The organism is Cupriavidus sp. HPC(L), from assembly GCF_000307735.3.
Lineage (GTDB): Bacteria > Pseudomonadota > Gammaproteobacteria > Burkholderiales > Burkholderiaceae > Cupriavidus.
Window position 1 is genome coordinate 24,745 of record NZ_AMPR02000334.1, and the last position, 14,098, is coordinate 38,842.

Consider the following 14,098-nt stretch of genomic DNA (forward strand, 5'->3'; position numbering starts at 1 on the left):
TAGCGGATGATCTCTTACCACAAGAGTTGACTAACTGGAATACGTAAGGGCCCTTCCCAGAGGGGTATGTTCGATAGTGTAAGGTAGTGATAGTGTGCGTCCGTGCCGCGAGGCAATCGAGTGATTATTACTGTCGATTCATCGAAGACTCGTCATTCCTTGCTCTGCAAGCGCCGAACTAGAAATATTTATGTGACGTAGAAACTCGAAATGAAAAGAAATATTACAATAAATGATCTTTCGTCAATTAGAACAAGAAATCTGGTCCGAGGATTAATTTCTGCCGAGGACGCGACGGAATCGGTTCGACTCATCAAGAAAATACGCGCGACCTCCTCTGAGCAGGATTTTCATAAGGTCCTTGAGATACTTCGAACAAGCGCGATCTTTAAGAACAACGCCATTGGCAGAGACTTCAATAAGACTTTCCCGCGTATTGTGGGAAAGCGCCCAATATATTCGCTTGACGAGATCTGCGGAAAAATAGATAAAAATAAAAGTAAATTAATATTTCTTACCGAGTTGGCGGCGCAAATAGTTTCGTCGATTGCTGCGCTAGATTGGCAGCAAGCGGTCAATGGCTGCCGAGCACTCGCGGGAAACGAAGGTGTGTCCATCTTTCTCTTGCGGGTACTCCATTTCATACGTGCGAGAGCGACAGAGGATCCGGACGTTCCTGAAGCTGTGGACACATTGCTACTCGAAGTCGGATTGAGCAACGTTCGGTATTTGTCGTTGGCAATCAAAGAGTTAAGCAGTGAAAAAACCGATTTTTTCAATATTTGTGAAAAAATTCACGGTCTCGAAGAAAGCCTCGTATCCGCCATCGCAAGGAGCTTCGTCGACCATATTCCAAGAACATATGAATCGTTCCTCGAAACACTCGTTGCATACTATTACATTTCGGTGTTCGATGCTTTCGTATATCTGTGTGGTACGAATCGCTTGGAGCTGCCGTTTGTGCCGGCTGTCCCTGAGGGACTAATTTCCGCTTATAAAAAGCTCTCAAAAATTGAAGTCGATCCATCTCGATATTACGACACCTGGGATCCATATGTCGGCATCGACTACTTCAGAGAGTCGTTTCTCCTTATAGAAGTTGAGTCATTCTTTAATTTTAGAACGCTCCACGCTGCGGTATTTAATCGACAAGAAGCTAAGGATATACAGAGAATACCATTTGAGCGTCGATTGTTGAATCAATATTATTCGAAGATCACAGAAATTCGGGATATTGGGATAGAAAACGCCAATATTTCACTGCGACAATCAGAGTTCAATAAACATGAATCTTGCCATTTCCAAAATTCCTGCGCTCTGGTGTACCTTCTCGAGAAGCGGGACGGTGATATCGGGGAAGATCAGCTAGGCTTCGTGCGATTAATGTCCCTTACAAGAGACATTGGGCTTATTTGTCCGCCCCAGTATATCGAAGCTGTAGGTGCGTGTGCGGATATACCAGAGTTAAAGATTGTAGTCACCTGCCTCTCACATATAAGGCAAAAAAGCCAGCTTAAGGAGCATGAGCTTAGGGCTGTAATTCAGGAAACAGCCGTTTTGCAGTTCGCGGGTAAGCTTACTGATCTTGTAGGCTACATTTATGACATATCTCCGGCGGTCGCCGAGCACCTCATATTGACGGCGGACGAAACGTTTTTAAGCAAACTCTTTCAAATCATAAAAAATCCGAATGCGGCGATTGAAGAGCGGGCGAATATCTTAGAATGGTATGGAAACCTCACCGCAGATAGTGCATACATTGAGCGTGCCAAAAACCTGCGCATCGATGTGCAGATTAGCAGAGAAAAGGGGACGATCGATGACTCTCGGATTTATGTAGACCCAGTCCGGTTCACACAATGGGTAAACGATCAAGTTATCGATGATATAAGCTTACTCCTCGAGGTCATTCCACAGCAGCCCGAGCTTACACTAGTCTCCCTGAATTGGGACAAGGTGAAAACTGGGATGACAGCACATGACCAGATCGGCAGTCTGCTGTTGAAGTGTTATGAGGAATTTTGTACGAATAAAATATTCGGAATTGCATCATATCTAGGCCGCCGCATTCGCCATGGAACCTTAAAGGGAACCGGTTTCAGTGATGTGAATGTTTTTGCGAAGGATGTCAGGTACAAAAATCTGTTCGCAAACAAAGAGTTTGATGACGCATTTCGTGTTTGGGTCAAAGAGTACGAGTCTACGCTGGATAAGTTGCGAGACTCCTTCTTGCATGTGCACGATAAAAAGAAGCCCGAGGGAATGATATTTAGAGATTTCCGCTCTGTGAATAAGCGGAACACGGCCAATCATATGCTGCACGACATAACGAAGTCCTTTAAGATTAATAAGACAGCCATTGAGCTGCCGTATATAATTACGGAATATTGCTGGAGATTAATCGAGGAGGATCTGGCTGCCATCAGAAAATTTTTGATGGAACAAAAAGCAAAATATGCGGTATTCCGATTTGAGTCGGGATATCAGGGTTATTTGAGGCACCGAGAGGTACAAGAGTTCTGTCAGGAATTAAATTCCCTGACTGCGGAAAAATTCAGGATAATTTCATCTTGGTTTAATAAGCCGTCTATAGCGTCGCCTAGTGCAGATATAACGCTTCTTTTCAGGGCGGTCGTTTCCGAGATAAGGGGATTTTTTCAGGACTACAACCCTCGGATTGAGGTTGAAAACCATGAATACACTTTGAACGGCGGAGCCTATTTCGTAATCTACGATGCGTTATATATTCTGATATATAATGCTGCAAAATATGGAAAGAAGGACGGAGTGCTTAGCATGGTGATTTCCCCGGGCGCCTTTCCGAACAAGATTGGGGTTAATATATCCATTCGTTCTCAATTGGAAGACGGTACGAGAATGGAGGACGTAGAGCGCTCTATTTCTATGGCTTTGGAAGGAGACTGCGAGGACGCACTCATCGTTGAGGGTAGAAGCGGGATAAAGAAACTTCGTCGTATGGAACAAACAGGATATATCGGTGGGGTGGCTTACCATTTTGAAGGTGATTCGGTTATTGCCTCCTTTAATTTTGGTATTGATTATCAATCATGAGAGTCCTTATAGTCGAAGATGACTATTTTAAGTTTTCAAAAATATCTACTGTCATTGCCGCGGCATTTCGGGGTGTTGATTTTCGTCATTATGATAATGTTTTTGGCGCCATAAATTACCTGAAGAGCGAAACTCCGGACGCAATTGTCTTGGATATGTCGCTGCCTAGTCATCCTGCGGTTGCTGGACAGGGCAGCCCAGTTTCAATGCCTGCCGGGGGAATCGAGATAATCTTGGAGATAAGGCGATTGCGTATGAGCAGGATACCGATCCTCGTTTTGACGCAATATCCCGATGTGGAAGTGGAGTACGAATATTATTCAATTGAGGAATCGGGGCGTGTTATCAAAGATCTTTACGGGATAGAGAATCTGAAGGTGGTCCACTACGATAATGACTCTGTTCAATGGGTTCACCAAACTGAGCGTTTTTTGGAAAGTCTATGAAATATTTGGTGATTGAAGACGACGTCGAAAAGCTTGCCGCCATTCGAGAGGCGATAAGGTCCGAGGACTCTTTCCCCAGTATTGAAACTGCCGATAACCTCGTCGATGCTCGTAGGCTACTTCTAACAAAGGCATACGACCTCGTGGTCTTTGATGTCTATCTTCCTCCGCGTCCTGGGTCGAAGGAGGAGCAGGATATCTCAGAGGATTTATTGATAGATTTTGCAAAGAGCAAAAACTATCACAGCGTGTCTATAGCGATTACCCGATATGCGGACGATTCACTTTCTCGCTCCAGGCTGTTTAACGACAATGGTGTGACGCTTGTTGTATACTCGGAGGATAACCAATGGAAGCGGAGTCTTTCGCAGCAGATTCGGAAATGCAGTGAAAAGAGCCGTTTGGATTTCGTGATATTTTGCGCACTAACAAAAGAACGCTTAGGTTACGGAAGTACAGATGCAAAATTGGGGGTGTTGAAAAATATCGGTGGTCTGAATTGCCAAGAAATGACCATTGGGGATTTTCGGGGGATGTGTGTGAAGCCTCAGCATATGGGCTTGGTTAATATGGCTATCGCGGCTACGAAGGCCATCGAACTATTCAAGCCAAAAATCGTCGCTATGAGCGGCATATGCGCGGGGGTGGAGGGTGAATCTAAGTTGCTGGATATTGTGGTAGGTCAGGTATGTTGGGAGTGGCAGACCGGAAAGTTCAAAGATGGTAAATTTCGCCAGGAACCTTATCAAGTTTCCGTCAATGCGAACTTTAAGACTGCCATTGAGCAGATTTCCGAGCAAACCGATTTTCTTCGACGGATAAAGTCGGACTTATTTGATAGCGAGTTAAGAGAATCGGGCATAAAGATCGCTCCCATCTCTTCTGGCTCCGTCGTTGTTGCTGATGGAAATATGATGTCGAGCATCGGCATGCAACATCGCAAGTGGGCTGCGCTGGAAATGGAGATGTACGCATTGTATGAGGCGGCCAAACAGTCGGTCCCGGAACCGTTGTTCTTTGGTGCTAAGTGCGTAGTCGACATGGGGGATTCCGCTAAAGGAGATGCACTACATGCGACAGCGTGTTCGCTGTCAGCTCGGTTCGTCATTGAAGTGTTAAAGCTGCAGCTTCCGAAGCTTGTTGACGACTGACCGTTACTCAGACTGGTTGTAATTCGCAATGCGCGGCTCGGATTGTTTTCCGTAGCAGGGGGGCGGTTCGATAAACCCAAAGTGAGATGACCCTTGTAACCTGTTGCCACATTGTAGGCGGCAAGGCGAGGCGGAAGCCAACCTGCGGAATCACGGTGTTGCCGGATACGCAGCGAACGAATCGACAAGGACGAAAGATCGGTCAGGCAGAATCGCGCTTTCCTGGATGCCTTGCTGGCAGCCGTGAATGACGAGCACACAATAAGGAGCCCTGCTGAACCATCGTCCAGCAGGGCTTTTTATTGGCGAGATTGCGATCTAGTCGATCAGCGTTGCGCCGATTGACTACCCTTCGCGTACACCCGTTCACCGGCCACCCAGGTCTCCAGCACCTGAATCTTCCAGATGTCCGCCGGTGCGACCTTGAACAGGTCGCGGTCCACCAGGATGAAGTCGGCCCACTTGCCTTTCTCCAGCGAGCCCAACGTCTTTTCCTGATGCTGCGCGTAGGCGGCATCGAGGGTGAACGCGCGGAATGCCTGCGGCAGCGTCATCGCTTCCTCGGGATGCCAGCCGTTGATCGGGCGGCCTTCATGATCTGTGCGCGTGACCGCGGCGTGCAGACCGTAGAACGGGTTCGCCGATTCCACCGGGAAATCCGAGCCACCCGCGATCACGGTGCCTTGCTTCAGGAAGGTCTGCCAGGCGTAGGCGCCTTTGATGCGCTCCTTGCCGATGCGGTCTTCCGCCATGTTCATGTCGCTGGTCGCGTGCGTGGGCTGCATCGACGCAATCAGGTTCAGCTTCTTGAAGCGCGGGATATCGGGCAGCGAAACGACTTGCGCATGCTCGATCCGATTGCGCAGGTCGCGGCCGCCGACGTCCTTGTAGGCGACTTCCATCGCGTCGAGCACCTGATGGTTGGTCTTGTCGCCGATCGCGTGCACATTGACTTGATAGCCGGCCTTCAGCGCCGTCTTCACGTTGGCCTGCATCACGGCATCGCTCATGAACAGCAGGCCGCTATGCGCGTGATCGTCGGTGTAGGGCTCCATCAGTGCGGCGCCACGGCTGCCGAGCGCACCGTCGCCGTAGAGCTTCACGGCGCGCAGATCGTAGCGGTCATTGCCGTAACCGATCAGCGGTCCCTTGGCGGACAGCGTCTTGAAGTCATCGCCAGTGTCGCGAATCATCCCGTAGATGCGCGTGGTCAGCTTGCCCTGGTCGGCGAATTCACGATAGATGCGGTCATCGGCGACGGTCACGCCGGCATCGCCGACGGAGGTCAGGCCCAGCGCATTCAGATGCGCGACGGCGGCGGCCAGCGCGGTGCGGCGATCATCGTCGGAGTAGGGCGGAATCACGTTGTTGACCAGCGCCATCGCCTTGTCGATCAGCACGCCGGTCGGATTGCCGTTCGCATCGCGCTCGATACGGCCGCCGGCCGGGTCCTTGGTGTCGCGCGTGATGCCAGCCGCCTGCAGCGCCTTGGTGTTCAGCCAGGCAGCGTGGCCATCCACCCGCACCAGGCGCACCGGACGGTCCGATACCGCGGCATCCAGCTCGGCGGCAGTCGGGAAGCGGCCGAGCTTCCAGTTCACCTGATTCCAGCCATAGCCGAGCAGCCATTGGCGCTGCGGGTTCTTCTGCGCGTAGTCGCGGATCTGGCCTTGCGCTTCCTGCAGGGTTTTCGTTCCCGACAGCGAAATCTCGGTCGTCTTGAAGCCCAGCCGGAACACGTGGCCGTGCGCATCGATCAGGCCAGGCAGCAGCGTCTTGCCCTGGCCGTCGATGCGCTTGGCATCGGGATATTTCGCGCGCAGCGCGGCGGCGTCGCCAGTCTCCAGGACCTTGCCCTGGTCGAACACCAGGCCGCTGAAGCTGGCGATCTTGTCGTTCTGCAGCGTGTAGCCCTGTACGGACTCGACCAGCGTGGGAGCGGCGTGCGCATGCACGGCGGCCATGGCGGCCAACGCGAGCAGCCTCGTGCGGATGGACTTCTTCAAGATGACTCCTTGTTGTTGTGCTGTGTTTTCTTATGGTGTTGCCGATGACGCCCGGGGCGGCGCCGATTCGCGGCATAGTGCCGCGAGTCATGGACAGGCGGTGGTCTGCCTTCTACTCGCCCGCATGACGGGCGGCATCATAAGAGAAAACAGGGGTGCGGGAAAGGCCAAGGGAATGCCTGACCGGGAAACGCAGTACCATCGCCATATCACGTGCCAAGGAGTGCCAAGGAGCGCGGCATGCAGTTTCTCTGGCCACAAATGCTCTGGCTGCTGCTGGGTCTTCCGCTGCTGGTAGCCGCCTACCTGTACCTGATTGCGCGGCGCAAAAAAGCCGCGCTGCTGTATTCCAGTGTTGCGCTGCCGCGCGCCGTGCTCGGTCGCAGGCAACGAATGCGGCGCCACATCCCGCCATTCCTCGTGCTGCTGGGGCTCGGCGTGGCCCTGTTGGCCTGCGCGCGTCCTACCGCCACCGTGACACTGCCCTCCGACACCGTCACGGTGGTACTTGCAATGGATACCTCTCGCAGCATGGCGGCGGCCGACGTGGCACCCACCCGCATCGCCGCCGCGCAGCACGCCGCCCGCGACTTCATCATCGGTTTGCCGGCCAGCGTGCGCCTGGGCATCGTGTCCTTTGCCGCCACGGCGACCGTGGTGCTTTCTCCGACTGACAGCCGGCAGGACATGCTCGATGCGATCGACCGCTTTCAACTGCAACACGGCACGGCCACCGGCAGCGGACTGATCCAGGCGCTGGCGGTGCTGCTGCCCAACGATGGCATCGACCTCGAAGCGATCATCTTCGGCGGCGAGTCGCTTGCGCCCGGCTCCGGCGGCAGATCACTGTCAGAGGCTGCCGCGGCGGAGGCGGTCCGCAAGCGCGAACAGGAGCAGCCTTCCCCGAGCCCCGGGTCCTATCGGCACGGCGCAATCATCCTGCTCAGCGATGGCCGCCGCACCACTGGCCCCGATCCTCTCGACGCAGCCCGGATGGCCGCGCAGCGGGGAGTCCGGGTCTATACCGTGGGCTTTGGTACGCCGCTGGAAGAGGGGGCGCCGGTGCCGGGCCTTTCCTCGCCGGTGCAACTGGATGAGGCTACCTTGCGGCAGGTCGCGATGTTGACCGATGGGGAGTACTTCCAGGCCAGCTCGGCGTCGGATTTGACGCAGGTTTATCGGCGGTTGAGTAGCCGGTTGGCGTTGGAGCGGAAGGAGGTTGAGGTTGGTGCGTTGTTGGCGGCGGGGGCGGTGGTGTTGCTGGTGGTGGCTTGTGGGTTGTCGGTGGTTTGGTTTCGGAGGTGAACTGGAGCGGTGGCAAGCGGTTGGGCTTCGGACAATTTTTCGTGTTCATATGTTATCGCTCGTGCGCGATCGCAGGCGATTGAAGCGTCGTTGCCTCGCTTTCGGCCGGCCCATTCGGCCTTATTCTGTCGGCGCTTCTTCCAGCGCAGTCCCTGCACGAACGACACATTCGAGTTCTACGTAAGAATTTCCCATCATCATCTTGTAGTGGGACTCGTGTCCAGACAACTTGAAGATTAGATGGAAAACCTTAAGATAACTTTGGACCGCGCCTTGGTCCATACTGACGTAGATATCGTCTTGGGCATAGTGCGAACCGTCGTTTAGCCATGACAAAAGGCTGTTGCAGATCATTTGATCTTTGCCTGGTAACCTTGTGCAAATATCTCTCGGCTCAATTCCTCCGAAAAACTTGAAGTAGTTTTCTAGGATTCTTCGCATGACGTTCCGAATGGTGAGCAGCGACGGATTCGGATTCTTCACTTCCGACCATAGCAGCTCATACGAAGTATGAATTGGATTTATCTCGTGGTTTTCAAGTTTCGAGTGCTTGGCTGGTTTGCGCACAACCCAAAACGTTTCGTCTTTAAGAGCCTTATCGATTCTGGAATTGTTGAACGAAACCTCCTTGTGGAAATAGACATTGTGCGTCAAAACAAAGACTTGTTTGACCGGGCTCGCCCCGCTACGAGCCTCATCGAAAACCCTCTTTATGAGGCTTCCGACAATGAACAGAATCTCGCTGTCCAAACTGGAGACTGGATCGTCGAAAACGACAATTCGATCCGTAGTGATGCCGCTTTCCGTCTCGCTACCTTTAAGCAGATGGTAGAAATACAGAAAGGTCACAAATGTCTTCTCCCCCTCGCTCAGCGTCTCCTTGGCGTCCGACTTGTCCTCCCGGATTAGCTTGTAAGAAGTGCCGTTATCAGCCATCGAAAGCGAGAAGCCGTGAAACCCAAATGAGGAAAGCAGGGAATTAATAGCATCAATTGTCGGCTTTACGCTCGTTGTCTGTTTTTCCAGCTCGCGAATTGCAGTCTCGCGAGTCAGAATTTCTTGGTTGAAATTATAAACCCTTTCCTCAATTGTTTTGATGGTCCTTTCCAGCTCAGCCTTTTTGCTCTTATAACTAGAGTATGCTGCGCTCAAATCCGCCTCAACCAGGTGCTTCCAGACATCGGAAGTCAGCCTTGTCCTTTCCTTGCCGATGTTTTTCACCAATGCGTTATGTTCGACAATCTTCTTGTTGGCGTTGGCTATGAGCTCGTGGATTGTGGCGGTGATGTTTCGAATTGATTCAAGCTCAAAAATCTGGCTCGGCTCTTTGGCCTTCTTGATAAGCTGCTGTGCATTGAGTTGGAGCTTTGCTTCGAGTAAGTCGCGCTCACGTCGAAAGTTATCGACGTCCAGAAACTTTGAGGGGGCCTCCAAAATCTGTCCAAGCTCTTGCAGGACGCGAGCCGCTTCGGTTTTGTAGTTGTCGAGCAGCAACGCAATGGCCTTGCTGTCACGCTCAAATGACTCGTCGAAGTACTCGCTGAGGCTCATTTCAAACGCTTTATCTGTCTTTTGCTGGCAGAAGGGACACACGCGATCATTGACCTCGTAGTAACTTCTGCCCGCCTTCACCCAGTCGCTGTTGCCGAGCTTTTTGATCATCGCTGCGATATTCACGTCCTCCTTGCCGATCACCATTTTTTTAATGATCGTATCGGATTCGTAGTCCAGTAATGCAGCAAAGCCCACATTGGGCACAGTGCCCGCCTCGCTTAGGCTCTGGCCGAAAATCGTTTCTGCGCGATTGTGTAGCTCGTCCAAAGGTACAATCGGTGATGCATTGGTTTCGGCTTCGCGCAGGACCTTAGCCTTGAAGTCTTTCTTGCTGTTTCTGAATCCCTCAAACGCAAGGGAGAGCCGCCGTTTATGCTTTCCATAGGCCTCCCAGCACTGCTCTTGAAATAAATCTTCCAGTGTCGCCAATTCGCCGCGTTTTCCCGATGTGCCATCTTCCCCGTCAAGAACCCCTTTTAGGTTGGCCACCTTGTCTCTGTAGCCGTCGGCCTGCTGCTTCTTCTCCTTGATTTCGTCCTGTGTCTTGACCTGCTTTTCTCCCAGGGTGAAGACGCCTTTGAGCTCAGTGGACCGGCTGAAATTGCGCTCAACAAAATCCCGGTTATAGACCAAAGCCTGTAGCGGCCGGTCATCCTTCCAAGCAATCCCGCATAGTGGGTACCGTGTAGCGTCTGCTATCACTCTGCTGATCGTTGTTTTACCGGTACCATTGGCGCCAAAGATGAAATTTACGCGTTTGAGCGGCCCTAGAACCTCTGGCTGATCACCGTAGGTCGCCGTTTTCGATAGGGAAATGTTCTCGATCATCTTGCCGCCCCGTTGTTTATCTTGGTTTTCGCGTCACAGGATGCCAAAGGTATCGCGCATAGACAAGCCTGCGCCGCAACGATAAGCGTGACGAGGAGAGGCCATTACGAAGGCATTCGATCACGCTGCCAATATTCTTGGCTTGGGAGCTCAGCAGTTTTACGCCCGATGCAGAACCATCCCTCTAGGTGCGAGGGTGATGCAGTCCTTTGAGGGGGAAGCGGTTATGTCGCACGTCGAACTTCGGGCTTCTGGCCGAAGAGGGCGAGCGCCAGCTAGCCCTTAATCGTCCGTCACGGCTGGCGATAGCCGGACGTCAGCGTTTACATGGTCGCCCGATCAGCTCGATATTTCGGGGACCCGCTACATCTGGCCCTCAAGGCGCGCTCCGATTCCATGCTTGCCTTCCTTTCTTGCAAAGAAAGCGGTGCCCTTTCAAGCGTCTACTCCTTTGCCGCCAGCATATGACCGGAGTTCGTATCGCAGAAGTGGTCAGCTATCGCGGATCGAAACTCAGTTCAATTCGCGTGCCACCCGGTTCCATCACCATGGCATGCCACTTGGGACCGTTGCCGGAAAGCTCCGGCGCAAACTCGACCCGAACACCGGGATAAGCGCGGACCCGTGCGAAAAGGCTATCGAGCGAAGACCGATCCGGCACCTTCAATGCAAGGTGGTGAAGGCCAACGGTGTTCTTGCGATCGAAGGGGGCGAACGCCGTTGTATCCGCGACTTGCCACAGGGTGATCTTCGACGTCCCATCCGTGACGTACGCCGCAGGATAAGCCGGGTTGCTGCCGAATACGCGCCACCCCATGCATTCGGTAAAGAAGCGCGTCGAGGCCTCCAGGTTGGATACGGTAAGGCCAATGTGGTCGATGCCTAAAGTCGCGGCAGTCATTGCGTCTACCTCCATTCTTTATGTTGGCTGGCGGAGATTGTGGCATGGCCGAATGGCCTCGAACAGGCGAACTACTTGCGTTGTCAACGGCATCGCGCATATGATCCATATACGTTTCATATATGGCATTGGAAATGGGCATAGTAAATATCGACGACGATCTCCACGATCAGATACGCAAGGCGAGCGCCGTGTCGTGCCGGTCGATCAACGCGCAAGCGGCCTTCTGGATCAAGATCGGCATGCTGTGCGAAATGAATCCGACGCAGAGCTTCAATGAGATCGTGGCTGGCGAATTGCGCGCGGCTGGTGTGGTGCCGCAAGGCGTCAAGGTCTCCTCGACATGACGAAGCGGCCTGAAGAAATTGCCATCATGGCGGAGTCGGGCAGATTGCTGGCGCAGGTGTTCAGCCATCTGGATCGGCTCAATTTGATCGGTATGTCGACCATGCAGGTGAACGACCTGGTCGACAGCTATATCGTCAACGAACTGCAAGCGCGCCCGGCGAGCAAAGGGCAGTACGGCTATGCCTACGCGCTGAACTCATCTCGCAATAGCGTGGTCTGCCACGGTGTTCCTTCGACGTCGGACGTCTTGCAGAACGGCGATATCGTCAACTTCGATATCACGTTGGAGAAGAACGGCTATATCGCGGATTCCAGCAAAACGTACCTCGTTGGCGAGGTGTCACCGCTAGCCAAGCGCCTCGTGCAGGTTACCTATGAGGCCATGTGGAAGGGAATCCAGACCGTTCGGCCCGGCGCCAGGCTTGGCGATGTCGGACACGCGATCGAGCGGCACGCCCGCAGGCATGGCTATTCGGTCGTTAGGGAATATTGCGGCCATGGCATCGGCCGGGAAATGCACGAGCCTCCAGAAGTCCTGCACTGGGGACGGCCGCGAACGGGGTTGGTGCTGCGCGAAGGCATGGTGTTCACCATCGAGCCGATGATCAACCAGGGAGGGCACGCCGTTCGGACCGAGGAAGACGGCTGGACGGTGGTGACGCGCGATGGCCAATTGTCCGCGCAATTCGAGCACACGGTGGCTGTCACGGGAAACGGCGTACGCGTTCTGACATTACGTCCCGGTGAAAGAGTGCCGGATTTTGGCTGATGAGGGTCGTGGTAGAGTCGGTCGTTGTCCTCCACCGACTCCCGCAGCGATCAACCCGATATGGAAAGTACCGCCGCTACGTCAAATATGACTACGCAGATTCCGGCAATCGTTCCAGCAAAGACAGCGCTGTTGGTCATGCACTATCAGACCGACATCCTCGAGTTGTTTCCCTCGGTCGCGCCTACATTGCTCGCCAATACGCGCAGGCTGTGCGACGCTGCCCGGGACAAAGGCGTCAGCGTCTATTTCGCGAAGTTCCACTTCAGTTCCGGCTATCCGGAAGTAAGCCCGCTGAACAAGAACGGGCAGGGCGTCAAGCAACTTGGCCTTTTCGTCGAAGACCAGATCTCGCCGGAACTCGGCCGGCAAGCCGATGAGCCGATCATCATCGCGCACCGTGCCAGTGCGTTCTTTGGTACCGATCTGCAGGTCAGGCTATCCGCGCAAGGCATCGATACGCTGATCATGGTCGGCATTGCGTCGACCGGCGTGATGCTGTCTTCGGTCGCCTACGCCAGCGATGCGGATTTCCGTTTGTTCGCGGTCAAGGACTGTTGCTACGACCCGGATCAGGTCGTGCACGATCATCTCTTTGCGACAGCGTTTGAATCGCGTACGACGGTGCTGACGTTGGCGGATGCGTTGGCATTGCTTGCCTGACATCGCGGGCAGGCCGACGGCGGGTAGTCGGTCAAAGATAGAAACGCGGTCGCCCTTACCGCCGCAAAAAACACGGGCAACGCAAGACGGCGATATCGCTCAGTCAACCACAAATAGCTTTGCCCCGGTCTCCGTATATGAACGGTGCGCTTCGGCGTTATCCGCGACTTGGTAGCTCATGCCCGGTCTGAGGATGTACTCCCTACCGTCCGCGAGCTCCGTATGCAGTTCGCCTTCCAGGCAAAACAAGATATGTCCCATGGAACACCAATGATCGGCGAGGTAGCCGGGAGTGTAATGGACTAGGCGAACCCGAATCTGGCCGAATGTACGTGTGTGCCAGTATGCCGATCCGCTTTCTCCGGGATGCTCCGTACGCTCAACGGTTGACCAATCGGTCGTGCCGAAAGGTATGTCGCTCATCTGCATTGATCTGCTCCAGGCTGATTCACTCAAAAATTTGACTGCTCTGCGTCTGAGTGGCGGCATATTCGTACGGCCCCGCTCCGTCCCTCCTCAGTTGGTTCACGGCCTATCGGCACATGCTTTAAAGCTATGGCTCAGTAGGCCCGGAGGCGGCCTTCGGCGGTGCGTGGCGTGCGAGAAACCGATCCAATTGTCCGGCAAACCCCTTGCTGTCCTGGGCGGAATACGGCGCCGGCCCACCGGTATCGATTCCTGAGGCGCGAAGCTGATCCATCACCTCACGCATCGTCAACCGCTCCTGAATATTCTCGCGCGTGAACCAGCTTCCTCTGGGATCCAGTACGTGAGCACCCTTGTCTAGGGCAGCTGAGGCAAGAGGTATGTCGGCCGTAATCACCAGGTCACCAGCAGTGACCAGCTCGACGATGCGATCGTCGGCAGCATCGAAGCCGGCCGGCACCTGTATCGATTTAATGAAGCGTGATGGCGGCGTGCGCATGTACTGATTGGCGACCAGCGTGACGCACACCTCGACCCGCTGCGCCGCTCGGTACAACATTTCCTTGACGACGGCGGGGCAGGCGTCTGCGTCAACCAGTATTTGCATCGCGGTAGTTCGGTTGGGGTGA

11 protein-coding genes and 2 pseudogenes are annotated in these 14,098 nt (G+C 53.8%); 8 read left to right on the forward strand and 5 right to left on the reverse strand.

From position 1 onward, the window contains the following. Positions 1–210 precede the first annotated feature (210 nt). Genes B551_RS26165 through B551_RS25710 form a run of 3 tightly spaced genes read left to right on the forward strand, consistent with a single transcriptional unit; the run spans position 211 to position 4,669 of the window. Positions 211–3,072 carry a hypothetical protein gene (locus B551_RS26165; RefSeq protein ID WP_157072014.1) on the forward strand — a complete coding sequence of 954 codons (2,862 nt, stop codon included), beginning with the start codon at positions 211–213 and terminating at the stop codon, positions 3,070–3,072. Then, the gene (locus B551_RS25705; protein ID WP_083492644.1) at positions 3,069–3,518 is read left to right on the forward strand and encodes a response regulator; all 450 of its coding nucleotides are present in this window, start codon (positions 3,069–3,071) and stop codon (positions 3,516–3,518) included. The genes B551_RS26165 and B551_RS25705 overlap by 4 nt, the downstream gene beginning before the upstream one ends. Further along, positions 3,515–4,669 carry a response regulator gene (locus B551_RS25710; protein WP_083492645.1) on the forward strand — a complete coding sequence of 385 codons (1,155 nt, stop codon included), beginning with the start codon at positions 3,515–3,517 and terminating at the stop codon, positions 4,667–4,669. Before B551_RS25705 ends, B551_RS25710 begins: the two co-directional genes overlap by 4 nt. Positions 4,670–4,995: 326 nt before the next feature. On the opposite strand, the gene B551_RS16920 is transcribed toward B551_RS25710, so the two are convergent. Then, the gene (locus B551_RS16920; RefSeq protein ID WP_006575359.1) at positions 4,996–6,675 is read right to left on the reverse strand and encodes an amidohydrolase; all 1,680 of its coding nucleotides are present in this window, start codon (positions 6,673–6,675) and stop codon (positions 4,996–4,998) included. A 252-nt stretch (positions 6,676–6,927) separates the two neighbouring features. Here B551_RS16920 and B551_RS27350 point away from each other — a divergent pair. Both B551_RS27350 and B551_RS16925 read left to right on the forward strand, forming a co-directional pair. Then, positions 6,928–7,128: pseudogene (locus tag B551_RS27350) on the forward strand (ABC transporter ATP-binding protein); the annotation flags it as partial. A gap of 60 nt (positions 7,129–7,188) precedes the next feature. Beyond that, a pseudogene (locus tag B551_RS16925) lies at positions 7,189–7,980 on the forward strand (VWA domain-containing protein); the annotation flags it as partial. Between the two features lie 120 nt (positions 7,981–8,100). On the opposite strand, the gene B551_RS16930 reads toward B551_RS16925, so the two are convergent. After that, on the reverse strand, positions 8,101–10,362 hold the full coding sequence (locus tag B551_RS16930) for an AAA family ATPase (RefSeq protein ID WP_043440495.1): 2,262 nt from the start codon (positions 10,360–10,362) through the stop codon (positions 8,101–8,103). Between the two features lie 496 nt (positions 10,363–10,858). Next, the gene (locus B551_RS16935) at positions 10,859–11,263 is read right to left on the reverse strand and encodes a VOC family protein (protein WP_006575356.1); all 405 of its coding nucleotides are present in this window, start codon (positions 11,261–11,263) and stop codon (positions 10,859–10,861) included. Between the two features lie 134 nt (positions 11,264–11,397). On the opposite strand from B551_RS16935, the gene B551_RS16940 reads away from it, so the two are divergent. Genes B551_RS16940 through B551_RS16950 form a run of 3 tightly spaced genes read left to right on the forward strand, consistent with a single transcriptional unit; the run spans position 11,398 to position 13,043 of the window. Further along, a complete protein-coding gene (locus B551_RS16940; RefSeq protein WP_006575355.1) occupies positions 11,398–11,610 on the forward strand; it encodes a ParD-like family protein in 213 nt (70 codons plus the stop codon). Further along, positions 11,607–12,380, forward strand: a complete 774-nt coding sequence (gene map / locus B551_RS16945; RefSeq protein WP_006575354.1) for a type I methionyl aminopeptidase — start codon at positions 11,607–11,609, stop codon at positions 12,378–12,380. Before B551_RS16940 ends, map begins: the two co-directional genes overlap by 4 nt. A 60-nt stretch (positions 12,381–12,440) precedes the next feature. Beyond that, positions 12,441–13,043, forward strand: coding sequence for an isochorismatase family cysteine hydrolase (locus tag B551_RS16950; protein ID WP_083492646.1), 603 nt, complete (start codon positions 12,441–12,443; stop codon positions 13,041–13,043). Positions 13,044–13,142: 99 nt separating this feature from the next. Here B551_RS16950 and B551_RS16955 read toward each other — a convergent pair whose 3' ends face one another. Further along, positions 13,143–13,472: a DHCW motif cupin fold protein gene (locus tag B551_RS16955; RefSeq protein WP_006575352.1), complete on the reverse strand. Its 330-nt coding sequence runs from the start codon at positions 13,470–13,472 to the stop codon at positions 13,143–13,145. Positions 13,473–13,596: 124 nt separating this feature from the next. After that, entirely contained in the window at positions 13,597–14,076 is a 480-nt protein-coding gene (locus tag B551_RS16960; protein ID WP_006575351.1) for a YaiI/YqxD family protein, read from the reverse strand. Positions 14,077–14,098: the final 22 nt, after the last annotated feature.

Excerpts from the sequence above, each read along its gene's own strand:
- B551_RS26165 (WP_157072014.1), top strand. The coding sequence starts at position 211 with ATGAAAAGAAATATTACAATAAATGATCTTTCGTCAATTAGAACAAGA.
- B551_RS25705 (WP_083492644.1), top strand. The coding sequence starts at position 3,069 with ATGAGAGTCCTTATAGTCGAAGATGACTATTTTAAGTTTTCAAAAATA.
- B551_RS25710 (WP_083492645.1), top strand. The coding sequence starts at position 3,515 with ATGAAATATTTGGTGATTGAAGACGACGTCGAAAAGCTTGCCGCCATT.
- B551_RS16930 (WP_043440495.1), bottom strand. The coding sequence starts at position 10,362 with ATGATCGAGAACATTTCCCTATCGAAAACGGCGACCTACGGTGATCAG.
- B551_RS16935 (WP_006575356.1), bottom strand. The coding sequence starts at position 11,263 with ATGACTGCCGCGACTTTAGGCATCGACCACATTGGCCTTACCGTATCC.
- B551_RS16940 (WP_006575355.1), top strand. The coding sequence starts at position 11,398 with ATGGGCATAGTAAATATCGACGACGATCTCCACGATCAGATACGCAAG.
- map (WP_006575354.1), top strand. The coding sequence starts at position 11,607 with ATGACGAAGCGGCCTGAAGAAATTGCCATCATGGCGGAGTCGGGCAGA.
- B551_RS16950 (WP_083492646.1), top strand. The coding sequence starts at position 12,441 with ATGGAAAGTACCGCCGCTACGTCAAATATGACTACGCAGATTCCGGCA.
- B551_RS16955 (WP_006575352.1), bottom strand. The coding sequence starts at position 13,472 with ATGCAGATGAGCGACATACCTTTCGGCACGACCGATTGGTCAACCGTT.
- B551_RS16960 (WP_006575351.1), bottom strand. The coding sequence starts at position 14,076 with ATGCAAATACTGGTTGACGCAGACGCCTGCCCCGCCGTCGTCAAGGAA.